The organism is Methanolobus sp. ZRKC2 (assembly GCF_045291185.1).
GTDB lineage: Archaea > Halobacteriota > Methanosarcinia > Methanosarcinales > Methanosarcinaceae > Methanolobus.
Window position 1 is genome coordinate 2137083 of the sequence record NZ_CP146980.1, and the last position, 24510, is coordinate 2161592.

30 protein-coding genes and 2 tRNA genes are annotated in these 24510 nt (G+C 41.5%); 13 read left to right on the forward strand and 19 right to left on the reverse strand.

Translation table 11 applies throughout. The features are described 5' to 3' along the window. The first annotated feature begins 176 nt into the window (after positions 1-176). The 4 genes from V7O62_RS10105 (at position 177) to V7O62_RS10120 (ending at position 1696) form a co-directional block, all read left to right on the forward strand. Positions 177-575: a hypothetical protein gene (locus tag V7O62_RS10105; RefSeq protein ID WP_406656202.1), complete on the forward strand. Its 399-nt coding sequence runs from the start codon at positions 177-179 to the stop codon at positions 573-575. A 21-nt stretch (positions 576-596) separates the two neighbouring features. Continuing rightward, entirely contained in the window at positions 597-803 is a 207-nt protein-coding gene (locus tag V7O62_RS10110) for a helix-turn-helix transcriptional regulator (protein WP_406656203.1), read from the forward strand. Between the two features lie 21 nt (positions 804-824). Next, positions 825-1373, forward strand: a complete 549-nt coding sequence (locus tag V7O62_RS10115; RefSeq protein WP_406656204.1) for a TOBE domain-containing protein — start codon at positions 825-827, stop codon at positions 1371-1373. 116 nt (positions 1374-1489) lie between these two features. Further along, positions 1490-1696: a hypothetical protein gene (locus V7O62_RS10120; RefSeq protein ID WP_406656205.1), complete on the forward strand. Its 207-nt coding sequence runs from the start codon at positions 1490-1492 to the stop codon at positions 1694-1696. A 27-nt stretch (positions 1697-1723) separates the two neighbouring features. Here the strand turns inward: V7O62_RS10120 and V7O62_RS10125 are convergent, their stop codons facing one another. From V7O62_RS10125 to V7O62_RS10170, 10 genes are all read right to left on the reverse strand, one after another. Continuing rightward, a complete protein-coding gene (locus V7O62_RS10125; RefSeq protein WP_406656206.1) occupies positions 1724-2842 on the reverse strand; it encodes an SO_0444 family Cu/Zn efflux transporter in 1119 nt (372 codons plus the stop codon). Beyond that, the gene (locus V7O62_RS10130; protein WP_406656207.1) at positions 2842-3195 is read right to left on the reverse strand and encodes an ArsR/SmtB family transcription factor; all 354 of its coding nucleotides are present in this window, start codon (positions 3193-3195) and stop codon (positions 2842-2844) included. The genes V7O62_RS10125 and V7O62_RS10130 overlap by 1 nt, the downstream gene beginning before the upstream one ends. A gap of 82 nt (positions 3196-3277) precedes the next feature. Further along, positions 3278-4054: an energy-coupling factor transporter transmembrane component T family protein gene (locus V7O62_RS10135; protein WP_406656208.1), complete on the reverse strand. Its 777-nt coding sequence runs from the start codon at positions 4052-4054 to the stop codon at positions 3278-3280. Further along, positions 4051-4881: an ATP-binding cassette domain-containing protein gene (locus tag V7O62_RS10140; protein ID WP_406656209.1), complete on the reverse strand. Its 831-nt coding sequence runs from the start codon at positions 4879-4881 to the stop codon at positions 4051-4053. The genes V7O62_RS10135 and V7O62_RS10140 overlap by 4 nt, the downstream gene beginning before the upstream one ends. Then, the gene (locus V7O62_RS10145; RefSeq protein ID WP_406656210.1) at positions 4866-5681 is read right to left on the reverse strand and encodes an energy-coupling factor transporter ATPase; all 816 of its coding nucleotides are present in this window, start codon (positions 5679-5681) and stop codon (positions 4866-4868) included. Before V7O62_RS10145 ends, V7O62_RS10140 begins: the two co-directional genes overlap by 16 nt. A gap of 8 nt (positions 5682-5689) precedes the next feature. Next, entirely contained in the window at positions 5690-6235 is a 546-nt protein-coding gene (locus tag V7O62_RS10150) for a biotin transporter BioY (RefSeq protein WP_406656211.1), read from the reverse strand. Positions 6236-6524: 289 nt separating this feature from the next. Continuing rightward, positions 6525-8123, reverse strand: a complete 1599-nt coding sequence (thsA, locus tag V7O62_RS10155) for a thermosome subunit alpha (protein ID WP_406658285.1) — start codon at positions 8121-8123, stop codon at positions 6525-6527. A 191-nt stretch (positions 8124-8314) separates the two neighbouring features. Next, complete coding sequence (locus V7O62_RS10160) at positions 8315-8725, reverse strand: hypothetical protein (protein ID WP_406656212.1); 411 nt, start codon at positions 8723-8725, stop codon at positions 8315-8317. Between the two features lie 218 nt (positions 8726-8943). After that, positions 8944-9099, reverse strand: coding sequence for a hypothetical protein (locus V7O62_RS10165; RefSeq protein WP_406656213.1), 156 nt, complete (start codon positions 9097-9099; stop codon positions 8944-8946). 177 nt (positions 9100-9276) lie between these two features. Next, complete coding sequence (locus V7O62_RS10170) at positions 9277-10602, reverse strand: hypothetical protein (RefSeq protein ID WP_406656214.1); 1326 nt, start codon at positions 10600-10602, stop codon at positions 9277-9279. A gap of 307 nt (positions 10603-10909) precedes the next feature. Here V7O62_RS10170 and V7O62_RS10175 point away from each other — a divergent pair, with 307 nt between their 5' ends. Next, a complete protein-coding gene (locus V7O62_RS10175) occupies positions 10910-12160 on the forward strand; it encodes an ATP-binding protein (protein WP_406656215.1) in 1251 nt (416 codons plus the stop codon). Here the strand turns inward: V7O62_RS10175 and V7O62_RS10180 are convergent. Then, complete coding sequence (locus V7O62_RS10180) at positions 12145-12531, reverse strand: hypothetical protein (RefSeq protein WP_406656216.1); 387 nt, start codon at positions 12529-12531, stop codon at positions 12145-12147. The two genes, V7O62_RS10175 and V7O62_RS10180, sit on opposite strands and share 16 nt — an antisense overlap. Before the next feature lie 92 nt (positions 12532-12623). Between V7O62_RS10180 and V7O62_RS10185 the strand changes: the two genes are divergently transcribed. Then, positions 12624-12911: a hypothetical protein gene (locus tag V7O62_RS10185; RefSeq protein WP_406656217.1), complete on the forward strand. Its 288-nt coding sequence runs from the start codon at positions 12624-12626 to the stop codon at positions 12909-12911. Positions 12912-13620: 709 nt separating this feature from the next. On the opposite strand, the gene V7O62_RS10190 is transcribed toward V7O62_RS10185, so the two are convergent. Further along, positions 13621-13692 (reverse strand) — tRNA-Arg (locus V7O62_RS10190). Between the two features lie 126 nt (positions 13693-13818). Between V7O62_RS10190 and V7O62_RS10195 the strand changes: the two genes are divergently transcribed. Together V7O62_RS10195 and V7O62_RS10200 are read left to right on the forward strand one after the other, a co-directional pair. Then, a complete protein-coding gene (locus V7O62_RS10195) occupies positions 13819-15000 on the forward strand; it encodes a redox-regulated ATPase YchF (protein ID WP_406656218.1) in 1182 nt (393 codons plus the stop codon). A gap of 33 nt (positions 15001-15033) precedes the next feature. Then, on the forward strand, positions 15034-15699 hold the full coding sequence (locus V7O62_RS10200) for an undecaprenyl diphosphate synthase family protein (RefSeq protein ID WP_406656219.1): 666 nt from the start codon (positions 15034-15036) through the stop codon (positions 15697-15699). Positions 15700-15710: 11 nt separating this feature from the next. Here V7O62_RS10200 and rimI read toward each other — a convergent pair whose 3' ends face one another. After that, positions 15711-16130, reverse strand: a complete 420-nt coding sequence (rimI, locus tag V7O62_RS10205) for a ribosomal protein S18-alanine N-acetyltransferase (RefSeq protein ID WP_406656220.1) — start codon at positions 16128-16130, stop codon at positions 15711-15713. A 57-nt stretch (positions 16131-16187) separates the two neighbouring features. Between rimI and V7O62_RS10210 the strand changes: the two genes are divergently transcribed. The 3 genes from V7O62_RS10210 to V7O62_RS10220 all read left to right on the forward strand — a co-directional run bounded on the left by V7O62_RS10210 (position 16188) and on the right by V7O62_RS10220 (position 18948). After that, a complete protein-coding gene (locus V7O62_RS10210) occupies positions 16188-16724 on the forward strand; it encodes a DUF5817 domain-containing protein (RefSeq protein ID WP_406656221.1) in 537 nt (178 codons plus the stop codon). A 194-nt stretch (positions 16725-16918) separates the two neighbouring features. Further along, positions 16919-18196, forward strand: a complete 1278-nt coding sequence (locus V7O62_RS10215) for an ATP-binding protein (RefSeq protein ID WP_406656222.1) — start codon at positions 16919-16921, stop codon at positions 18194-18196. An 11-nt stretch (positions 18197-18207) separates the two neighbouring features. Further along, positions 18208-18948, forward strand: coding sequence for an MBL fold metallo-hydrolase (locus V7O62_RS10220; protein WP_406656223.1), 741 nt, complete (start codon positions 18208-18210; stop codon positions 18946-18948). Between the two features lie 37 nt (positions 18949-18985). On the opposite strand, the gene V7O62_RS10225 is transcribed toward V7O62_RS10220, so the two are convergent. The 3 genes from V7O62_RS10225 to V7O62_RS10235 all read right to left on the reverse strand — a co-directional run bounded on the left by V7O62_RS10225 (position 18986) and on the right by V7O62_RS10235 (position 21749). Beyond that, positions 18986-19903 carry a DUF5803 family protein gene (locus V7O62_RS10225; RefSeq protein ID WP_406656224.1) on the reverse strand — a complete coding sequence of 306 codons (918 nt, stop codon included), beginning with the start codon at positions 19901-19903 and terminating at the stop codon, positions 18986-18988. Positions 19904-19980: 77 nt separating this feature from the next. After that, entirely contained in the window at positions 19981-20772 is a 792-nt protein-coding gene (locus V7O62_RS10230) for an ABC transporter permease (RefSeq protein WP_406656225.1), read from the reverse strand. After that, positions 20769-21749 carry an ABC transporter ATP-binding protein gene (locus V7O62_RS10235; RefSeq protein ID WP_406658286.1) on the reverse strand — a complete coding sequence of 327 codons (981 nt, stop codon included), beginning with the start codon at positions 21747-21749 and terminating at the stop codon, positions 20769-20771. The genes V7O62_RS10230 and V7O62_RS10235 overlap by 4 nt, the downstream gene beginning before the upstream one ends. Before the next feature lie 102 nt (positions 21750-21851). On the opposite strand from V7O62_RS10235, the gene V7O62_RS10240 reads away from it, so the two are divergent. Together V7O62_RS10240 and V7O62_RS10245 are read left to right on the forward strand one after the other, a co-directional pair. Continuing rightward, a complete protein-coding gene (locus tag V7O62_RS10240) occupies positions 21852-22259 on the forward strand; it encodes a fasciclin domain-containing protein (protein ID WP_406656226.1) in 408 nt (135 codons plus the stop codon). Positions 22260-22398: 139 nt separating this feature from the next. Next, a complete protein-coding gene (locus V7O62_RS10245; RefSeq protein ID WP_406656227.1) occupies positions 22399-22581 on the forward strand; it encodes a CxxC-x17-CxxC domain-containing protein in 183 nt (60 codons plus the stop codon). Between the two features lie 156 nt (positions 22582-22737). Here the strand turns inward: V7O62_RS10245 and V7O62_RS10250 are convergent. From V7O62_RS10250 to V7O62_RS10260, 3 genes are all read right to left on the reverse strand, one after another. Further along, positions 22738-22815 (reverse strand) — tRNA-Pro (locus V7O62_RS10250). A gap of 33 nt (positions 22816-22848) precedes the next feature. Further along, positions 22849-23598: a 3,4-dihydroxy-2-butanone-4-phosphate synthase gene (gene ribB, locus V7O62_RS10255; protein WP_406656228.1), complete on the reverse strand. Its 750-nt coding sequence runs from the start codon at positions 23596-23598 to the stop codon at positions 22849-22851. Continuing rightward, positions 23598-24272 carry a winged helix-turn-helix domain-containing protein/riboflavin kinase gene (locus tag V7O62_RS10260; RefSeq protein WP_406656229.1) on the reverse strand — a complete coding sequence of 225 codons (675 nt, stop codon included), beginning with the start codon at positions 24270-24272 and terminating at the stop codon, positions 23598-23600. Before V7O62_RS10260 ends, ribB begins: the two co-directional genes overlap by 1 nt. Positions 24273-24510 lie beyond the last annotated feature (238 nt).

Sequence of the window (24510 nt, forward strand, 5' to 3'; positions counted from 1 at the left end):
CTGATTAGTCGCAACTGTATGCGCTATCGTTATCCAGGTTATTATGGGGTAATTACCGGATAAATAGCTTTCCGGGTTCTATCCCAACAGATGATTTTAAATAGCAAATGTTAGATATATATAACATATTATTATTGATATCTAACATTATGTTAGAATTACATATGGTGAAATCTATGGAAAAACTGGAAAGATATTCAAAACTAGCATATTCAATAGCTCTTCTCCTGATAATGTCCGGAGTGGCTATGCTGGCGTTCTTTGAGAAAAATCAGGAACTATCACTGGCCCTCGTAAACGCAGGAAGCATTATAATCTTCGTGACTTTTGTCAGAGGTAGAAGACGCAGCAGAGGTGGTACGTTGAAGGATGAGAGGACAGTCAAGCTAGGTTCTTACGGGCTTTCATATTCCTGGATTGCCACATTGGTTCTAGTGACTCTGTTGTTCTGGGTCGATCTCTTCGGACTTGTTCGGTTCAATGTCAGCCAGATACTTGGAATTCTGCTCTTTGTAATGGTGCTGACGGCAAAAGGGTTCCAATGGTACCTTTTCAGGAAAGGGGATGTGGAATAGGCAATCTCCCCGGAGTAAAAGATGAAGACCAGAATAAAGGAACTTAGAGCCAGATATGACATGACCCAGGGAGATCTCGCTAACGAGGTCGGTGTCAGGAGGGAAACCATAGGTTTTTTGGAAAAAGGGAAATATAACCCTTCACTAAAACTTGCCTACAAAGTTGCAAGATGCCTGCAAACGAGCATTGATGAGTTATTTATCTTTGAAGAAGATGACTTGATGTGAAATTTACTGTTAGGTGAAAGTGTGGAAACTAAAACAAAGGTCTGGCTGGCTGAAGATGGAAAGCCGATAATTGGGGCAGGCAAAGTTGCCCTGCTCAAAGCGATTGACGAGGAAAGGTCCTTGAGGAAGGCCTGCCAGAAAATGGAGATCTCCTATAAGCATGCCTGGAACGTGCTTAACACCATGAATGAAAGAGTTGGCAAGGATGTTGTCAGGACTGTTCGTGGAGGAAAAGAACAGGGTACTTTTCTCACTGATGAGGGAAGAAAGTTAATCCGTGAGTATGAGCTTCATAAGAAATTCGTCGATGAAACAATGAAAGACGAAGGTTCATGGGAAAACATCGGGTTGAAACTCTCAGCGCGCAATAAGATTCCCGGTAAAGTAACAAAAGTGGAAAAAGAAGGCCTGGTTTCAAAAATAAGTATTGAAATAGAACCCTCATCCCTTACATCTATCATCACCTCCGAAGCCGTCGAAAGACTCGACATAAAACCAGGAGATGATGTTTTTGCAATAGTGAAGTCCACTGAAGTGTTGATCGGAAAAAGCAATCTTAAAAATAAATAAATTTCAGTTGCCTAATGATTTTATTAGATGTATGTCAAAAAACGTATATAGTTAGAAAAGACATATATCATTAGTTGTTTCACTTATAATGATCTGATTATGTTTGTGGTGTCACAATGGCTGAGAAAAATGATTTTACTTGGGGAAAAGACCGGGTTAACAAAAACGGGAACCTTGGGAAAATAGTGGCTATACCACCGGAAGTCAGCACTGATGAAGCAGAGGCTGATGGACACTCTACAATGCATGATGTTGATTTTGAAGTAGACGAATTCAAAGAGAAAATGGCAGAAAAATTATCAAAGGAATTACATAAGGAATAGCCTTGAATCTGCCTTTATGCTTTCGTCTCAATGTTTATATATTCCGTAGATCATCAATGGTATCAGGAGCAGTGCAAATGCTGTTTTTACCTGAACTGGCAAGATTTCACTTGCGCTGCCTACTATAGATACTGCTTCTATTCCAAGTGTGAAATATATAAAGTCAAGAATCAGCCCGAATGTTACTGAACATACGGCTATAGTTGTAAGATAAATTGTGACGCTTCTTTTTCCCAGGAACTTTGTTACCATTGTTATTGTTGCTGCATTGGTAGCTGGTCCTGCAAGCAGAAATACAAAAGCAGTTCCGGGGCTCATTCCTTTTGCAATGAGAGCAGCCGCCAGTGGGGTTGAAGCGGTCGCACAGATGTACAGAGGAATACCTACAAGCAGCATCACAAACATTGAAGCAATTCCTCCTCCAAGGTAGGTTTCTACAAGTTCATAGGGTATTGCATAAGAGATAATGCCTGCAACCAGAATACCGAATAAGAGCCATTTTGATATGTCTCCGGGCAGTTCGACATATGCATATCTGATACCATCAATCAGACGCTCTTTACTCGAGAGTTCTTTTTCTTCCCCGAGAGATGGCTGGCAGGAACATGAACTGTCACTGCATGTGGCGGCTGGCTGAATCATGAGTACGTTTTTACTCACTTCTACTTCCTTTTCAGCAGCTTTGGTTACGGGAGAAGTGTTTTTCTCCCTACCTAGAAAATTCTCTGCAATTCCTGCTGACAGGGCGGTTATAAGTGTTGCCAGAGGACGGAAAATCGTCATTATCGGATCAAGCAGGGCATAGGTTATTGCAATTGAGTCAACGCCTGTCTCGGGAGTGGAGATCAGGAATGAAAGCGTTGCACCTTTTGTAGCTCCTCTTTTCTGGAGTGAGAGGGCAGTCGGGACTACTCCGCATGAGCAAAGGGGGATGGGTATTCCCATCAGTGTAGCGTTCAGGGCTGATCTTATCTTTCCTGCAGAACTGCCCAGGTATTTTATAATCTGTCCTTCCGGCACGAATACATGAAGTAGCCCTGCAACGGTGAATCCCAGGAACAGGTAGGGAGCCATTTCAAGGAAGAGATTCCATGACTCAAGGGCAATTCCTGATATTGCAAGCCAGATCGTTTCGGAGGCTGGCATTATTTACATTCTCCCACGTGCTGCCTGCACATATCAAGGAAAATGCGTACATGATCGTCCGCAAGATGATAGACTGCAAACCTGCCTTCTTTTCTAACTTTCACAAGGTTTAACTGTCGGAGTGTTCTGAGACTGTGGGATATGGCGGGCTGGGATACTCCAAGTGCCATCTCAAGTTCCTTGACACATAGTCCTCTCTCTGAAAGGAGATACAATATCTTCAGACGAGTTTCAGACTGCAGGGCACTGAGAATATCGCATGTCCTTGAAAGTTCCTCTTCAGAAGGAAGTGCATGTGTCATTTTCGATATTGATTCTCTATCTGTACAGGTATGCTCCATTGAATTGCCCATAAATATATGAACATATGTTCATATATTTATTTCTTTTTGAAGCCTGGCTTCTTATACTTGCTTGGGCTGAGAACAGGATTTGTCAGATAAATATCAAGATAGCCCACATTACAGCTATGAAAACTGACAGAGCTAAGAAGTCTTTTTTCTGTATCCGGGGATTGTAGAGTGAAGTCCTTCTCATTCCCTGGTAACAGCGGCTTTCCATTGCGAAAGCAACTTCATCGGCTGACCTGAATGCAATCTTTATCATTGGAACAGAGAGAGAATATATCGTTTTAAGTGGACTGTTCCTGAAGTCAAGACCACGGGATATTTGTGCGTCCTTTAGGTACATGAAGTGTTCATATAACAGGGGAAGAAAATGAATGGACAGTGTCATCATGGTTGCAAGATCAAATGATGATATCCCTGCCTTTTTTAGTGGCAGAGGACGAAGCATGCGCTCGATACCTACTGTAATTAATGAAGGTGCGGTTGTTGCTGTGAGAAGTGAGGCGAACATAAGCAGGTAAAGAAATCTGGCTGTCAACAGTATTCCTGTATTTAATCCTTCCAGCGTAGCATTGAAGCCAAATAACGAGAACATTGTTTTTCCTTCAGTCAGGAATAGCTGCATGAGGAAAATAATTGCCAGGAACAATAACATGGGCTTTACAGAAGCTAGGGTTGATTTATAGGAGACGTTGGAAATAAGTAGCAAAATCAAAAAAACTCCTCCTATCAATGCCATTTCTGCAAAAGAGGATGCCATGAATATGATTATGCTGGCTATCATGACAGCGACTATTTTTGTCCTGGGGTCCAGTTTATGGATCGGAGATGTGCCGGGGATGTAAGCCAGAAAAAGATTACTCATGAATCTTGCCTCATTCGTTCCTTTTGAACGCGGATTATTTCATCAAATGCATCCTCTACAGTGAAAATATCATCTCTTACATCAATGCCCTTCAGTCTCAGTTCTCTCATTAAGGCTGCAATCTGAGGAAGGGTGGATGGAAGGGAATTTACGTATTCTTCTGTTCTCCCATCAAATGTTATCTTTCCGTTTTCCATCAAAAAAATCCTGTCTGCAAAGGATAAAAGCTCAGATATCCTATGGGATACGATTATAATTGAGATACCTTCCTGATGAAGTTTTTTCAGTTTAAGGATCAGGGATTTCTGATTCTCAGGATCGAGTCCCGAAAGAGGTTCATCCAGCACAAGGTAGTCAGGTTTCATTGCCAGCACTCCGGCAATGGCTGCTAATCTCATTTCTCCGCCGCTCAAGTTGAAGGGTGAAGTCTTGTGTAACTCTTCCCTGACTCCAGCCATATCCAGGGCTTTGATGACTCGCTTTTCCAGCTCTTCATCCTTTATTCCTATATTAGAAGGTCCAAAAGCTACATCTTCATACACAGTCTTACTAAAAAGCTGGTTTTGGGGAAATTGGAAAAGTATTCCAACTTTTGTCTTTACTTGTCTGTTATGAGCTTGCATTCCTTCAACAATAACCTGTCCGGAAGTGGGTTTTAACAAGCCGTTGAAATGTCGGATAAGAGTTGATTTGCCTGATCCAATCTCTCCTCCTATAAGGACAAACTCTCCCCTGCCAATAGACATACTTACGTTTTCCAGTGCTTTTTTTTCGAGCTTGGTGCCCGTATTATAGGAAAAACTTACGTTTTTCAGATCGATTGGCACAATTCCTCCACAAGTTCTTCTTTTGAAAGGACAATCCCGTCTTTGATAATTCCTGCATTAAAAAGTTTTCTTGAAAGTTCCATTAATGGTGGCAATTCAAGGCCATATTTTGAAAGAAGGTCTGGATGAAGGAATATTTCATGTGGTGCTCCGTCAAGGGCAATTTTCCCGGAATTCATAACAATCAGACGGTCCGCATTAACTGCTTCTTCAAGCCTGTGAGTGACATGGATGATGGTGATTCCTTTTTCATTAATCTGCTTTATTGTTGCAAGCACTTCCAGTCTTGAGATCGGATCAAGCATGGAGGTAACTTCATCAAAGACAATGTATTCAGGCTCCATTACAAGGACTCCGGAAATAGCAACTTTTTGTCTCTGGCCTCCACTTAGTGACCGTGGTGAACATTTTCTGTATTCATGAAGTTCCATTAATTTCAGGACATTATCAACAAGGGGTTTTATTTTTTCATGAGCGACTTGTGTATTCTCAAGCCCGAAAGCTACGTCTTCCTCAATCGTCATGCCTACAAACTGGGAATCCGGATTCTGGAAAACCATGCCTACGGTTTTACGTATATTCAAAAGGTTTGCTTTTTTTGTCGTGCAGAGTCCGTTCACTTTAACAAAGCCGGATGTTGGCAAAAGCAAGGCATTCATGTGGCGTACAAGCGTTGACTTTCCACTACCATTCCTGCCTGCAATAACGACAAACTCACCTTTTTTTATACTCAGGTCTATAGAATCAAGAGCCAATTTCCCGTCAGGATATCTATGGTTTAATGTTGCGATATCTATCATGGTAACTTTCAGATTGAGTATTTTGAAGCAATAACCGATGCAAGGGCAATTTTTAACATAGCTCCAGGCAGGAATGGAAGAGCTCCCAGTTTGAAAGCATTTTCAATTGTCAAGTTGGCAGTGTGTGCAAGATAGGTGACTCCAAGAAGATATATTACACACAACCCGGCAAGCATGAAAATTGCATTTAAAGGAATATTTGATGTTCCTTTTTTCTCAGACAGGGTGCCAATTAGAAAAGCAGCAATAACAAAGCCTATTAGATATCCACCAGTTGGTCCAAACAGTACACCAAGACCTGATGATCCTCCTGAGAAAACCGGCAGTCCGACAACTCCAAGAAGCATGTATACAATAACACTTAAAGTGCCCCACCGTGCACCAAGCATGGCACCTGCAAGCAATACAAAAAAAACCTGCAAAGTAATCGGTACAGGGCTGAATGGAATTGGTATTTTTGCGTAAGCACCCATAGCTATCAATGCTGCAAAAAGGGAGGCAAATGCCATTTTTCTTATATCTGCTCCCTGCTGGAAATAGTAATTTTCGTCCACTGTTTTTCTCCTGATTTTCTTTGTTTCAAAATTGTGTCTGCGATGAGTTTGTCATTTGCAGTAGTATGTTTATTATTCTATGGAATAAAGCAAACAAAAGCATCGTCAACCAATATCCAAAAAACGGTTTACAAATTATAAAAGGCTTTTCTTCCCGGAAACAATGTGAAAACCCTCTGTCTCAGAGATGCAATTGAGAAAACAAAATTAAAAATAACAGATTGGAACAAAGGTAAAAAAAAGTTTGGATGCCGGAAGTCTCCGGCATATTAGTAACAAAAAGGGATATTTACATATCCATATCAGGCTGTGGCATTCCAGGTGGCATTGGACCATTTTTGGAACTTGCAGCAACAACGTCGTCGATCCTGAGGATCATAACTGTTGCTTCAGTTGCTGCATTGATTGCCTGAGTCTTGATTCTGAGTGGCTCGAGAACGTCGTTCTCGTACATATCAACGATCTTGCCAGTGTAAACATCAAGACCTGCATTCTTGTTACCCTGCTCATGCTGTGCACGCAGCTCTATTATCTTGTCTATGGGGTCAAGACCTGCGTTCTCAGCAAGTGTCTGAGGTATAATTTCAAGTGCTTCTGCAAATTTGCTGACTGCAAGTTGCTCTCTACCCTTGAGTGTTGCTGCATACTCATTGAGCCTGAGTGCAAGCTCTATTTCGGGGGATCCGCCACCTGCTACTACAGTCTGGTCTTCAAGTGCTACAGCTGTGACGCAGAGTGCATCGGTAAGTGCGCTTTTAAGGCTGTCGACAATATGTGCGGTACCACCGTGAAGGATAAGTGAAGCAGTCTTTTCTTCCTTGCATCCTGTAAGGAAAGTCATCTTTGAACCACCGATGTCTCTTTCCTCGACAGCATCTGCCTGCCCGAGGTCTTCCGGTCTTATGTCCGTAACGTCCTGGAAGAGAGTTGCTCCGGTAGCCTTTGCAAGTTTCTGGAGATCACTCTTCTTTATCCTTCTGCAGGCATAGATACCGGCCTTTTCAAGATAATACTGGGCAAGGTCATCGATTGCTTTCTGGCAGAATACGACATTGGCACCGCTTGCAATGATCTTATCTACCATTTCCTTGACCATTCTTTCTTCTTGGTCAACGAACATCTGCATCTGGTCCGGAGAGGTGATCTTGATTTCAGCATCCTTTTCTATCTTGTGGAATTCGATACCGAAACTTGCCAGCATGATCTTTGCGTTTTCGACTTTCTTTGGCATGTTTGGCCTTACGCGCTCTTTGTCAATGATAAGTCCCGGAACAAGCTCCGTTTCCTGAATACTACCACCTTCTCTCTTTTCGATGGTAATATCGTCCACATCAACCTGAATGCCATCCTCTGTCTCTTCGGCAACTGAAAGCACAGCATCAATAACCAGGTCTGCAAGGAAATCTTTATACTCGCCAGCACCCTTTCCGGTGATGGATGTATTGACAAGTTTTTTCAATGTTTCCCTGTCGTCCCTGGAAACATCAATTGTGATTGTCTTGAGAATCTCAGCGGCTTTCTGTGCAGCATGCCTGTATCCTGATGCGACAATTGTTGAGTGAACACCTTTTTCCGAAAGTTCCTCGGCTTTAGTAAGGAGTTCTCCTGTGATAACGGCTGCAGTTGTTGTACCATCGCCAACTTCATCATCCTGGGTCTTTGAGACCTCAACTACCATTTTTGCAGCCGGGTGTTCAATATCCATTTCCCTGAGGATGGTTGCACCATCATTAGTAATGACAATGTCACCAAGTGAGTCTACGAGCATCTTGTCCATACCCTTGGGTCCAAGGGTGGTTCTTACTGCCTTTGCCACTGCTTTTCCGGCAAGGATATTAATGCTCTGGGCATCTCTTGCACGAGAGCTCTTGTTTCTGTTTCCTAACATGTACGTGGGCTGTCCTGACAAATTATAACCTCCTTATAATAACAAACCATTGCGTATCGATATAGAAGTTAGTGTTAATTTTGATAGAGTATCAGAGATACTCATGCTGAACAATCTAGATGCAAGCAGTTCTATATAAAGATAACCACTATGAGATAAGTTTTGAAAAAGAAATCAGGAATGTTTCTGACTTACTGGTTTCTGTATAACCTGTTCAGGTGTGCACTGATAAGGCAGCAGATATGTCTTCTGTAAGATGTCTGGTTAGGTATCGTAAAAAGAGCTAAGCCTGCAACATTCCAGTTTACGTTTGAAATAACTCCTTTTTGTTCCATTTCATCTATTACTGCCTTGAGTTTGGTAAAGTCCTTGACAGAATCTCGCCAGTCCCCTGAATGGACAGTCGGAGGTGCATTCCCTCTCCTCAGGTCAAGCTGTTGTAGCGTAAACTCGTATACCTCAAACCATTCAAGGTCTTCAGGAGTAAGTTCTATGCTACCACTCCTGGCATCCTGGCGTAGTTTTTTTAGCATCAGAGGTACATCAAAAGCCCTCATGGAGTTATTTTGTACTTTCTCAAAAACATCTTCCTTCTCGCCCATATTTGCCACCCATTATAGAATCAGGAATAACAGTCCTAATTTAAAAATGAAAGTTAATGCAAATAAGGGTTTTGTCGGCGATAATCTGAAGAGATCGTAAAAAAGGTATTGCTTGATTTTTCAATCAATGAAGGGCCGCAATAGCTACAGGCCCTTGCGAAGTTTGCCGGTGGGCACTTTCCGGCTTTGAGATTAATTGTTAATTCTGCCGGGTACTACTAGTAAACAAGCAGGCTCTCAATGCAAGCGTTCTTTATGAACTGGATCATGTTGTTCCTTAGAAGAAACTCCTGGTCGGAGAGATTTTCGGGATCAAGATACCTGTTGAACACTTCCTTGAATTCATTGAATGTTGCTTCATCTTTATTATCCATACAAGACTCCATTTTAGTACTGAATAATAATATTAATATAATTATTAATATATATTTCCTATATATAGTTTGTGATTGAAAAATATATATGTCTTTGAAAATGCTGGATAAAAACTGGTAACAAGTTCAATGAGTTAATAAATTCATTTGAAAAATAAAAGGGCAAAATTGCCCTTTTTAAACAATCTCTGTAATGCTGTACTCAAAGTTTTCCGTGTTCCTTGGAAGTATACTTAGTGTCCAGTCTCCGCTGGTTCCTGCTACCTCATAGATTTCAGTATACGTTGCTCCTGTGTTCTGGTAATTATAAGGCATAGAAGACATCCATGGTCTCACTGAATCGGTTCCGTAGCTTACGTAACCTTTGCTTGTGCTGCTAATAAGCTGCAGGTCTACCGACTCTTCACCATTCTTAAGTGTAACTTCAAAGGAAGGAGACTCGCTGGCTGAAGTGCTGCTTCTTGAAACCGGGTAGTATTCGTACTGTGTAGTCGATATTTCAATCCTTATTGTTCCTTCAGAGTTGGTACTAAACTCTTTAACAAATGGTTCTTCAGGCTGCTGCCACACCGTAAAGTAGAGTTGTACCTGGTCTTCCCAGTCGCGTAGTGCAGGATCATCGATACCCAGTTCAATGGAGCCACTGAAACTTCCAACTGCATCATCGGGAACTTCAAGGTGTACTTTCACAATTGCTGTTTCTCCCGCTTTTATCACCGATGGTGCGTCAAGTGTAATGGCACTTTCATCGAGTATTCCTCCGGGGTTTCCTGTATCATAGCTGGAAGAAATAGCCATCTCTGCATAGTATATATCATTCAGGACTATCTCCGGGTCCATAGTTATGTCTTCTTCACCAACGTTGCTAAGTTCTATCTCATAGTCGTAACTGTTCCCGGCTTCAACGCGATCATTGATGTAGTTTGTTTGGATTTGGACACTTGGTGGCATCCAGACCTCGATGGACAATTCAAGAGAGCTGTCATACATGGGATACATTTTGTATTCTTCTTCGTTTAGCTCTCCGAAAGCAATGAATGCATTGTAGTATCCAAGGTCTGCATCTTCAGGAATTGCTATTTCAACTTCGAATTCCTGTTCTTCTTCAGGCCCGAGTTCCGTGGTTTCCGGTGAAATTGTCACCCAGTCATCATCCAGAAAATTTTCAGTATAAGGCTGCATAACCAGCTTAGGATCAATTGAAACGCTTTCGTCTCCCCTGTTGGTGACAGTTACGGTAAGATCTTCGCTCTCACCAGGTTGCAACCGTACATTGGAGTAACTTGGTTTGACAAGTATCTTACCGGCTCCTCCGCCGGGGTAAATGACAACCTCTTCTGCTTCCACGGGCATATTGCTAACCGCATAGTCAGAAGAAACCAACTTTGCTTCTGTAATAAGGGGCTCTATCTGAGGGACTTCGCTGTCTGCAAGTGCGTTTGAAACGAACAGTGAACCGACAGCAAGAATCCCTATTAGTATGAAAATCATTGTCTTTTTCATATACCTTCCTCTTTCAGATTATTTTAGTTCTCAAAGAACTATACACTCTCCACTTATTAAATAATTGTCTAAACTTCAATGTGATTCGCAGTTATTAAAGTCAGCAGCTGTTGGTAAAAAATAATACAGAAAGTGTACACTTGTGGAAAGTATAATCAATCCAATCTGACGGGCAATTGGGAAATACAACCAAGATGCTGTTCTATACAAAATTTTATGGAAAGATTTATTAGTGAAATCATTATATAAATTTACATGGTGTGTATAAAAATATAAAAGCACGATCTTAGTCAAAAAGTGGTCGTATATGGATTATCCAGAAAAACATCATATTAACTATAAGCCCGAAATGATGGGGCAAGATGAAAAATCGGAGAGAAAGGACCTGTTTGGTAAGATTTTTGATAATGCACCCATTGTGATGATGATTGTAAACCAGGATGTAAAAGTCATAAATATTAATCACGCCACTTCAGAAGCACTTGGAAAACAAAAAGAAGATGCTTTGGGCCTTTTGGGTGGGGAACTTTTTGGATGCATCAATTCTTTTTATGATGGAGGGTGCGGAAAGAACAATAATTGCAGTGAATGCATTGTCCGCAATACGGTAATGAGCACCTTCATGACTTCAAAGGATATTTTCAAAGCGCAAGGTGAACTAACAATAAAAATCGGTGATAAATTTTCGACAAGATCATTGGTTGTATCTACGACATTCATTGAACCTGATGATCAATATATGGTGTTGGTAACAGTTGATGATATTACCGAACAAAAGATGGTTGAGAAAAAGCTAAGAGAGAGCCAAAAAATGCTGGAAATGGCAAAAAACGAGGCTGAATTGGCTAATCGTGCAAAAAGTGATTTCCTTGCAAATATGAGTCATGAGCTGAGAACGCCTTTAAACTCAGTGATCGGTTTTTCGGATTTATTGCTGACTGAAAATTTCGGAAAATTAAATGAGAAACAGTCAATATATGCAACATACATTTCATCAAGTGGAAAGCATCTTCTCGGGCTTATTAACGACATCCTCGATCTCTCAAAAGTTGAAGCCGGGAAAATGGATTTGAATTTAAGTTCATTCTCTGTCCAGAATGTTATCCATGATGTATTAGATACTGTTTCACCACAAGCATTAGAGAAAAACATCCAGTTGAAAAGCGAAATAGACCCGCAGATCGATCGGTTGTGTGCTGATAAATCGAAATTCAAGCAAATATTGTTAAACCTTCTCAGCAATGCCATCAAATTCACTCCATCCTGCGGTTTGATTGAATTAAAAGGTAAAATAGTCAATAACATGTTGTCAATATCCGTAATTGACAATGGAATTGGAATATCTTCTGAGGAACAGAATACAATTTTCGATCCTTTCAAGCAGGTAGATTCTTGCCTGTCTGGTAAAAATGAAGGAACTGGTTTGGGACTGGCAATCGTCAGAAAATTCGTAGATATGCATGGTGGAGAGATATATGTTGAGAGTGAATTCGGGAAAGGGAGCGTATTCACTTTTAATCTGCCTGTTTCAAGTCTACAGGATCAGTATACCTCATAACTGATGTCCATTGAGATATCATAAGTTTCATTGTTTACCAGTACCAGATACCAGTTTCCTTCAAAAGGTGCATTGAATTTGATGTTTTTGGAAAGAACATTTTCATAGTATGCATCATATTCGAAGTAGTTAAGGTTTGATTCATACCTGTAAAGGTTTTCACTGTCTAATATATATGCATCAATAGGTCCTTCATGAGTCATTATATCCATGTCGATATATTCGCCTTTGAGCATTGGGAATTCATAAAAAGTGTATGTCTGTGCTTCAAGGACAAACGATTCCTTATCTGAATAGGCGGATGTGCATCCTCCTGTAATTACAACACAAAGTAACAATATTGTTGTTATCAGAATGATCTTGTTTTTCATGAAAATCACTTCTCTGATCTTATGAAAGCATGATTTTTCTGTATGTTCAGAATCAACTTAATGTTTATATATTCAAATGCTATGTTAAGGTTATGCAGGAAAAAAGATACCCAAAGGGACACTTTATGTCTGTGGGAATAGTTATTGGTCTTCCTCTCGGAATTCCTATTGGTCTCTTACTGGGTATGATAGCCATCGGACCTGCCATTGGTGTGGTCCTTGGAGTTGTGGTCGGAGCATACTTGGAGAAAAAGTATAATCCCAATCCCTTACCGATTACGCCGGAAGATGAAAAAAGAAGAAAGAAGGTTATTTTAATACTGTCAGTTATTTTCCTGATAGGTGTTCTTTCGTTTGCTGCCATTATAATGATGAGTTGAAAGCATTCACTTTTTCTATTTTATTTATTCATATTTTCCCGTGTGATATGTTGGATTTTGGGCAGGAAGTATATTCAGGAAGTAATTGTATTATAACGTTGTAATATTATCATGTGATATACAAATTACATTAGCTCCAGACAATAGCCTAGTATGGTGAATAGTACCAGCAGGTTTTTATATATAAGTTCGAAGCCGTGTCACAAACTGATCTCGCATATTAATAGTATCCGGGGTCTATCCATTGGAGGGATGCTCCGTGTTCCCTCACTTATCGATGTTAGCGGGTCTGTACCTTTCTTGAAAACCTTCTCTGGCCCGCTGGCAAAATATTTCCACAGATAAGTGTTTTGAACTGATGACTCCCTCCTACCTCCAACATGCTGTTTTTGATTTTTTATCGGTTGTATTTGCCTTAATCAGGATTTTTGAGCAGCACTCATAAAAGCTCTCGATTACAGCAAGCACTGATATACAGACATCAGATTACACGTTTCACTATTCATGTAATTATTCAATACATGCACCACCACTTTAAGGAAACGTTATACTTATTATTACTTCATATGATCTACTTATATAAGAGTCTTCCTTAAATTTTCTAAGGCCTACTTTTCAGTAACAATAAGCAGCTTCTAAATTCATAGTAAGGCTAGAACTACAGTCATATTTACAGATTATCGTCATGAAAAGTTTACTTAAAAAAGTACGTCCCGACCGAGGATCGAACTCGGGTCTAAGGCTCCGCAGGCCTCAAGGATATCCGCTACCCTACCGGGACACAAGGTTTCTGTTCTAATGTCTTTCTCCAATATAAAGATTATTGGTTAAAAAGAGTGCTGAATGCTTGGTACATAACCTAAACTCATTGATAAAAGTTAAATCCTGCGACAGTGATTAGTTAAGCATGTCAATGACCATAGGACTTGCAGGAAAACCCAATGCGGGGAAATCCACATTCTTCAAGGCCGCGACGATGGCGGATGTTGAAATTGCAAATTATCCTTTCACTACTATCAATGCAAATAAAGGTGTCACATATGTGCGCGCCGAGTGCCCATGTATAGAGCAAAGCAAACGTTGCGGTAATTGTGTTGAAGGCATCCGTTACGTACCTATAGAACTAATTGATGTGGCCGGACTTGTACCCGATGCACATCAGGGCCGCGGGCTTGGTAATACTTTTCTGGATGAGCTAAGACAGGCACAGGCAATCATTCACGTGATCGATGCATCAGGTGGAACTGATATCGAAGGTAATCCTGTGGACGTGGGAGAACACAATCCCATGGAAGATGTCGACTTCCTTAACCGGGAAATAACCATGTGGATGTTCGGTATCGTTAAGCGTAACTGGGATCGTCTTGCACGCAAGATACAGGCAGAAGGACTGAAGATAGAAAAAGTGCTCTCAGAACAACTTGCAGGTGCAGGGGTGGATGAATATCATGTAAGCTATTCTCTTACGAAATGCAGTCTTGATCACAACCATGTTAAATGGAGTGATGATGATCTTATCCGCCTGTGTGATGGTATACGTACCATAAGCAAGCCGACTATAATAGCAGCTAACAAAGCAGATATTGCTCCTGAAAATTTTGTCAGTGATCTCCAATCACTGGACCAGATAGTAGTGCCGACAAGTGCAGCAGCCGAACTCGTGCTTAAATCCGCTTCTAAGGGTGGTGCAATTAAATACGATTCAGGTGATTCGGATTTCACAATTATTAAGGAAGAACTGACTTCTGCACAGAAAAAAGGTCTGGAAAGCGTATATATGCTCCTTGAAAAAATGGGTGGTACCGGCATACAGGAGTGCATTAACAAATCAGTATTTGACCTGCTCGATCTGATAATAGTATATCCGGTTGAAGATGAGGGTAAGTGGACCGATAAGAATGACAGAATGCTTCCAGATGCATTCCTTATGAAGAAAGGCTCCACAGCCCACGACCTGGCTTACAAGGTACATTCGGATATTGGTGACCGCTTCCTCTATGCTGTGGATGCCAAGACTAAAATGCGCCTTGGGGAAAAGCATGAGCTCAACGATGGTGATGTGGTGAAGATAGTCTCAACTGCCAAATGAACCGAATGAGAAAAGCGATAATAAAGGCAGAATATGAACATTATCACCTCTTTATATGAGAACTATCTTCTAAATCAGGTATCCAGTCCTTCCGCAAAGATTCCAGAACATGTGTCTCTGGTACTTTCGGAGAAGGATCTTTCAGAACCTGATAGTTTTGTTAAAATAAAAGAGTATATTACCTGGTGCTTCCAGTTGGATATCCGGATAACCAGTATCTATGTTGATGTACTTGATACTGAAGAGGAACTCCGGTCTGAAATGGTTGAAAGGCTTGTGGAAAAGCTGGGTGAGTTCCTTCCAAAATTGCCTCAGGACATAGGTTTTGAAGTTTATGCTGATAACGGGGAACTTCGTTTCAAAAGGGAAGATAAGAAGATGCTGGTCTATGTATCTGTTGGATTTGGCGGTAGAAAAGAAGTGACAAATGCCGTACTGTCCATACTTTCCGATGTGAAGGACGGAAAAATGAACTCATATGATATAGAAGAAGAAACCATAGAATCCCGCCTGAAAGTAAAACATGAACCTGACATCTTCATACGCTCCGGCGGAAAACATTTGTCTGATTTCCTTATTTGGCAGGCAGTGTACTCCGAACTTTATTTCACGGATGTCAATTGGCACAATATAAGAAAACTGGACCTGCTTAGGATAATAAGGGATTTCCAGAAACGGCAGAGAAGATTTGGGAAATAAACACATAAAGCCTATATATTTTTTCCCATTATGATAGCATTGTCATCCACATAGTAAGATTCAACAGTACCTCTGATCTCAAAACCCCGGTGTGCATAAAATGCCTGTGAGCCAATATTCTTTTCTCTCACTTCAAGCACTATTTCATGATATCCGTAGAGTTTTACAAGATCTATACACCACTCAAGCAGTTCAGTGCCAATGCCCTGTCTCCTGAGATCAGGATGTACGGCAATATTCTGAAGATGTGCCTTTCTTTCTGAGTCCCCGATAATGGCATAGCCAAGAATCTCTTTTTCTTTTTCATAGACTACAAATCCCGGATTGTTAAGATGAGCCTTGAACAGAAAGTCCGGCCATGGTACCGGAAAACATGAATTCTCCACCTTTACAATTTGAGGTATGTCTTCAATAATAGCTCTGCGTATCATGTTTAATCGTAATTTTAATTCTGGACTTCAAAATATTTGTGGAACTATTATTTATATATGATACACCAAGAATTCACCATGGATGCCTTCGGAGTTATAATCTGCCCAAAATGCCGGGAGCATGCCCAGATAATCGAGATTTCAGGTACAAAGACGACCAGATGTCAGAATTGCGCTTCTAATCTGGAGATCAGGAAACTGCGCTTATTCATGGCATCTGACAATCTGGAAGAAGCCGTGTCTGCAAGGACGCTTCTCCAGGCAAGGCTTCATGGCCAGGAAAATCAACTTGAGGAAGTCTTTTCGGAAACATTCGTATCGGCAAACACCGACTCATCTGAAGAATTTGGCCGGTTCGAAGTTTCAATAAAGGATTTTACCGATAAAAGAGAACTTCCGGTAAAGAAAAGAGACAAAAATCTTCTCATCCTCGACCTGCTCCGGTCAAACGGTGGAAAAATGGAAATCGGGTCATTAAAAGATCTTGCCGGAGAACATGGTATTGACGACCAAAAGTTCGAGCAGATACTTGAAAAACTCATTAGTGCAGGGGAAGTCTATGAGCCTGCAACAGGTAAAATATGTCTTATTTAATGTTAACTGATATCTGGTTACTAAAGCTTGGTCGTATTCTAATCATTAAACCATAGTATTCTCATCTGTATATGGTTGATTATCTAATTACTTCTATACAAAAGATATATTTGAAATGAAGCACTACATATAATGTCTGAACGATTTCACTTTCAGCAGGATTTCAATCCAAGCTCATCTGACCAGGTAAGAACATGCCCGACATAACTCTTGATATCATCGAACTATTGCTTACTGCACAGGTATACAACAAATATCCTGAACTGGATGTAAACGACCTCCCTAAGCAAGTACGTAAATTCTACTGGAACAGGGAACAAAGAACGGTTCCAAAACCTATCAGGGTAAAAACTACAGACATAGAAAAATTATTTGACATTGACAGTGTAGATAGCAAGTTGAAAATGCTTCCTTTTGTCGCAATAGATGACATGGATTTCTCTGTCAGGATAACAGCTCTTGAAGTAGGAGCAGACTGGTTCCAGAAAAGAGATGGCTCGATGGATAAAATAGCGCACAACCCGGTACTTGCCTATCATTATGAGAAAAAGCAAGCAGAAGGTGCAGACTACAGCAGCGCAAAATCCAAGGTAAGGCCAAAAGAAGTTGACAGGGAATGGATTGAGTCCCTTATTGAGGAAATCTCTAAAGAAGAGGGTGGGGGAGAGATGCTCAAGCTCGCCCAGATAAGTGCTCCTGAGGATATCAGGCAGACACTCAGAGAATTCATTCTTACGACCGAACAGGAAGAAGAAGTCAAGAAAATAGTCAAGGCTATTCAGTACAGGGATTACCTGAAGCGCATTGGACTCTATGATGTGGGAAAAATATTGATGGTTGGCCCTCCTGGTACCGGGAAAACATCACTTGCGAAGGCCATGTCAGAACATCTTGCCATCCCCTTTGTAGAAGTGAAACTGTCCATGATAACTGACCAGTATCTTGGTGAGACCGCAAAGAACATTGACCGTGTATTCGCTCTCGCAAAAAAGTTGAATCCGTGCATACTTTTCATTGACGAGTTCGATTTCGTAGCAAAGACCCGCTCCTCAGATGAGCATGCTGCACTTAAAAGAGCAGTCAATACTCTGCTCAAGGCTATAGATGACATAAGCCTCACAAATGATGGAGTCCTGCTGTTGGCGGCTACCAATCACCCAAAAATGCTGGATTCAGCTGCGTGGAGACGTTTTGATGATATAATGAAATTCCCTCTCCCTGATACGGATATGCGCAAGAAGATACTTGACATTGTTACAAAAGAGATTGAAGGGGATTTCGACACATCCGAGATCGCCTCCCTTACACATGGCTACAGTGGTTCCGATCTTCGAATGGTCATAAGGGAATGTGTCCTCAGCGCCCTTGTTAACGAGCGTACCAAGCTAACACAGAGGGATATGCTCAGTGCAGTTGCATCCTTTGACGAAAGGGCTGTGCTCAAGACCAACGAGTACGATGCAACAATGTGACCGGTGCGTTCATGAAGATTACTCTCTTAGGCACAGGCGATGCAACCGGCACTCCGGTTATTGGGTGTAGCTGCAGGACCTGCATGGCTGCCCATGAAGGTGGAAAAAGCCGCAGGACCAGATGTGCGATCCTGGTGGAGTCAGATACCGGCTCGGTATTAATCGATACGGGTCCCGATCTTCGCTGGCAGATGTTGAAGAACGACATAGGTCATGTGGATGGAGTAATATGGACTCACGGACACTACGATCATTTCGCAGGTTTTGCCGAGTTCCACAGGGTCCAGTACAATGTGGATGTTTATGGGTTGAAGGAGACACTGGATTACATCATGGATTATTTGCAGTTTCTAAAGCCAAGGATGCATTATGTATCAATGTATGAGACCTTTGAACTCATTGGTCTGGAATTCACGTTGTTTAAAGTGTTGCACCCCCCTGCAAAGAATCCTGTGGGCGTAATTATCAAAGACGGAAATAAGAAAGTGGTCATAACAGGGGATACCCAAAGAGAGATTCCGCAAAAAAGCATGGAACTGATAAAAGAGCCTGACTTGCTTATAGCCGATGCAATAGTTCCTCCTTCCGTGGAGGTTAAAAAACATATGAATACTGTCGAGGCCCTAGATCTTGCAAAAACAATAGGGGCAAAAGAAGTGGTATTCACGCATCTGAGCCATTTTTTTAAGCCCCATGAAGAGGCAATAAAAGAATATCCTCTTGCTTATGATGGTATGGTCTTTGAACTATGAAATACCTGGTTAGTTCATATCCCATACCGGAATTATCTTACTCTTTTCCCCTTCTTTTTTTGGTCTGGAACTGGCTCTCAATATCTTCTCTTATCTTTCCAAGTCTCTTTTTCTCGCGATGATATCTTGAAAAGACAATTAACGCTGCCAAACCAAGAATTGCCACTGCAATTATTAATCCCTGAGGAGCAGACTGTGAATAATACTTGACACTTATTGCCTTGGGAACAGGCTCTATTTGTGAATTATTTTCTCCTGAAAATTTTTGTACGCTTTCGAGGATACTGCTTGTTTGTGCCACTTCATTATTCCAGACCAGGTTTTCCCTGTTTTCAGAATCGTGGTAGACCTCGTCAGGTTCGGGATTTGTCTTGCCGATAAAGGGATTGCCTGTAGTATGTCCCTCGGGAAGGACAAAACGAACGACAGAAGGAGGCGTGGTTACATGTAGGAAGTCCTGTCCTATGGGAGTGGCCAAGGTAAATGCAACAAATCCTGTAACCGGCTCATTGAATTCGATAAAAACATGCTTTTGTCCACGTATTACATCCTCTGACAATGTATAATTAACATCAGCAGGTTCACCGGCTTGTGCCAGTTCTGTGAAATGCTGCTCAGAGACATTCGTTGACTCTGTGTAGTTTCCCAGAATCACGATATTGCTGACAGGCTCCTGGTTTGGTGAACTGAAATCTTCCAGCGGTATAACATCGATTACTGATTCATTATGCAGCATGTAAACTGCTTTTGTATCTCCCTCATCTGACAGGTAAAATGTGCTGGTAGGTATGAACTCTCCATCGGCAAAACTGTTGTTCAGGAAAACCTCGAATTCGTATGCAGATGTATCCTGAACACTCGTTTCTTCGTCTACGGGGATCAGGTCATCGATACAGCCTCCTGCAAGGATGCCAAGAACAGAAATGCAAAATACAAGCATAATCCACTTTCTCATCAGTACACAGATTAACAATGTATTTAATCAAACTATCGCTAAATGACAAAGTAAAGTTCTGAGCAATTGTCAATGTATCAAACGATCAACCTTTTCTTCATCATGTTTATTGAAAACACCAGAAGGACAGCACAAACAACTATTATCCAGATCAGGTCGAACAAAAGGGATAATTCCAATATACCGTAACTCAGTGAGCGGATTATGTTCACAATATGTGTCAGGGGCAGGAAGGCAATTGCAAAATACTGTATTGCCTGAGGTAGGGCATCAAGTGGAAAGAAAGTACCACTAAAAAGGAACATGGGTGTGATGAAAAGTAGTACAGGGTAATTGATTGCCATTATGTTGGGAGTCACGGCCGTAAAACACATTCCTATCGCCGCAAAAAGCAGTCCGCCCAGAAACGCAAATGGTATTATTAATAGTGAATAGCGCAGGTCTATGAGACCGAACAGTGCTATTACCGGAATCATCACGGTTGCATTTATCATGCTTCTCGTAGCACCCCAGAGCAGTTCGCCTGCAATAACATCTTCAATCGTCAAAGGTGTGGCAATGATCGCATCGAAGGTTTTCTGGTAGTACATTCTTACGTAAGAACTGTAACTGCATTCGAAAAAAGCAGCATACATCACAGAAATAGATATCAATGCAGGAGCTATGAACCTTGCATATGGTACACCATCAATACTTTCAACGAATCTACCGAGGCCAAAACCCAGAGCTACGAGATATAACAAAGGCTCAATGAAGGGTGGAAGGAAATTCAATTTGATGTCCTTCATGAAAACATCTTTGTTGCGTTGCCAGACCTTGTAGGACTTGGAACTGACACTCGGAATCTCGAAATAGCTTGCCAGTTTCATTCTCTTAACTTCCTGCCTGTCAATCTCAGAAAAACGTCTTCAAGTGTTGCAGGTCTTGCACTCATTTTAGATATTGAGCATTCCATTGTCAGGTATTCAGCAATCTGTTTTGGATTATCCGTATAGATGTGTACGAGATCGCCAATTACCTCATAGGATGCTTCTTTTCGGTTGAGGCATTCGAGAAGTTCGGGATTGTTTTCCGCTTCAACAATACCTGATCCTACATATTCTTCTATAACACTAGCGGGGCTTCCTTCGACAAGGATTTTGCCATAGTCCATTACAACAAGCCTGTCACAAAGTTTCTCGACTTCATCGAGATAATGGGAAGTAAGAACCACTGTAACTCCCTGCCTTTTGAGCAGGCGCAGCCTGTCCCAGATCATGTGTCGTGCCTGGGGATCGAGTCCGACAGTCGGCTCGTCAAGTACTAGCAGCCTGGGCTGGTTCACAAGTGCCCTTGCCAGGATGAGCCTGCGTTTCATTCCTCCGGAAAGACTCTCTGTCATAGTATCCTTCTTTTCCGTCAGCTGAACGAAATCAAGCAATTCATCTACTTTTTTTTCAGCTTCTTCTCTGGGGATATCGAAATACCTTGAGAATACCATGAGATTTTCATAAACCGTAAAATCCATATCAAGATTGTTTTCCTGAGGTACAACTCCCATGAGAGATTTTATTTCCCGTGGATGGGATATGGCATCCATGCCGAATATTTCCAGGCTGCCGGACGTAACAGGAGATATGCACTGTATCATACGCATGGTAGTGGTCTTACCGGCACCGTTAGGCCCTAGGAAGCCAAACATCTCTCCTTCTTCTATAGTAAAACTAATTTCATCTACGGCAACAAGTTCCTGGAAAGATTTCTTAAGCTTATCGGCAACGATTACGGGAACTATAATTGATCCTCCTCTATGAATTTTGTGAGTATATGTATTAATCGTTTCGATAGTTTTGTATCGATTTGCTATCTGTAAACGATGCAGCTTCTCCTTTGAATGTATAACAGGGGTTTTAAATCTCTCCCGGAACTGTTTTTAAGAGAAGGGTACATTACTTACTGGAGGATCTGAATGACGGAATTGAATAATCTGATTGATACTGCAAAAGAAAAAGGTTCGTTCCCAACCCTGCTTAAGGCTGCGGAGATACTCGGCCTTTCGGATAAATACCGTAACGAAGGGCCTTATACTGTCTTTGCACCTATTGAGTCTGCTTTTGACCCTATTCCGGATGAAGTTATTGACGAATCTTTTGAAGACCATGCATACCTGCTGGGAATCATCAATTACCACATCGTTAAAGGAAAATATACTATGGAAGATCTCAGGAAGCTTGATTCTCTTGAAACGGTAAGTGGAAACAAGCTGAAAGTAACTGTCAACGGCAAAACCAAGGTCGATACTGCAACGATAATAGAGGCAGATATAGAGTGCAATAACGGAATTATACATGCCATTGACGAGATTCTGGTGCCATAGTTATGCTGGACAAAAGTTGTATAAACTATCAGATGTTACTTGTAACTGTCAAATAATCATTTTTTTGTTGCCCTCTGGAGGATCACCGGTTCTGTTTGTGGCTCTTTGATTAATTGATAAACTAAACGGATGAAAACAAATGAATCAAAGAAGAAACGATGGTGGCGGTTTCAGGTCAAGCGGCCCGAGAGAGATGCATAAGGCAAAATGTTCTGATTGTGGCAAGGAAACAGAAGTCCCTTTTGTACCAGATCCTGACAGGCCTGTATATTGCAGAGATTGTTACCAGAACCACAGGCCAAGCAGACCACAAAGATATTGATCAGAAAAAGTTTATTGGAATGCATGCGGACTATACCGCTTTGCATTGATAATTAACATACAATTCTGAATTTAAAAAGATATGAGTTAATTTTTCTCTAACTCGTATTTTTACATTTTTTATCCGCTAATTTGCTTGCAGAATATCTTATTAAAATGGTGGGATCGCGGAGATTTGAACTCCAGTCGCTAGACCCCCAGCCTAACAGGATGGACCAGGCTACCCTACGATCCCGCAGGATTGTATGTACATATACATTACAGTATTTTAGCTTTTCCGAGGCTGTGAGCTCAACCAGATGTCGTAGGCTTCCACTACTTCTTCACCCTCGACAAATACAAGGTTGTTGTTACTTCCATACTCTTTTGCATCATCTTTCTCAAGGGCTCTTCCGGTCTTATCATCAAGCATCTCACAGACTACCATTGCAGGTGTTATGCCTGCTATTTTTGCAAGAGCAATGGATAATTCGGTCTGGCCCATGCGCTCATGGACAAGTCCCTTTGCAGCACGTAAGGTTGCAACATGTCCGGGAGTCCTGAATTCATTTCCAAAATGGATATCTTCATTCCTGAGTGTTTTTTCAACAACCTCATCCAGTTTATTAATGGTCAGTGCCCGGTCATTGTCCGGAATACCGGTGCGTGTGTCCCTGTGATTCACCCAGATGGAGAATGATGAGCGTGAATCATATTTGAGGTCACCACCTTTTTCCACGATCCTGTCCAGGGCAGTACTGCACTGGTTTGCCTCTCTTATGATATCTGCCATGAATGGAAGACCTAATTTCTCGGAAGCATCGGAATCAAGGGCAACGCAAATAAGGCCGCCTGCATCCCTGCGCATCCACCTGACATCATCAGGCTTAACAGCCGCTGCCGGGATTGTGAAGTCAGTCTCAGCCTCCCGTCCTTCCAGGTCAAAAAGCAATATCATCTCGCCATTCTGAAGAGCAGTGATAGCTCTTCTTATATTTTCGCTGTATCCGTTTGAGCCTGAATCCATATTATCACTCATCACTTGCATTTTTGAAGATTCTTCACAACTATCTTTACTTCGTCGCCGTCGCTTATTCCAAGCATTTCTCTCAATTTGACAGGTGCGATTATTTCAAGGAGGTCGGCCGGATAGTGTGTCCTGTCAGGAACTATGACCGCACCTTTTATTCCTTCTATTTCTACCGGGTAGCACCTGACGCCTCCAAAACTTCGTTCCCCGTCATTAAAACCATGTATCACAAGTGGCTGGATATTAATATCCATACTATCGCGCATCTGCACACTCTGGTCTGCAAGCCTCACGTTAAGAGTTCCCGGAAATGGCTTGAAATCAAGCTTGTCCCTGAATTGGGACATATAACCTTCCTTTGCAATGTAGTATTGTCCCTCTCCCAGGCCCGTAATGATATTTCCGTAGAGCTCCAGGTCAGCATGTTCCCTGCAGAATATCTGCTGGTAATCTGCATACTCTTTTTTAAGAATCTCGACTCCTGTATCTGTAAGCTGGACCATCTGCCCGCCTGCAACGAGCTGCCTTCCGATGTAGCCATCTTCTTCGAGCTGCTTCAGGACTCGTGCAGCGGTCTTGGAACTTGCGGATATATGGTACATAAACTCACTGGAAGATATCTTTACAGGTTTTTCGATAGCATCAAGCAATGCAAGTCTTTTCAGGGATGTTATTGTATACATTGATCGACCACACAAATCTCAAATTTGAGCAGAATCTCATTTATGAGATGTGTCTAGATAAAGTTTTTGATTTGAAAAATGTTTCTCCGGAAAGGATTCAAATTATATCAAATAAGGAAATAATATGGTTTAAATAGCAAATCAAAAAAATCAAAAAAGATACTCTCAAAAACACATACTGTCAGGGTCGACAAAAACATACGGATTTGCCGGTAGTTTGATATGAAGTCCCATTGTG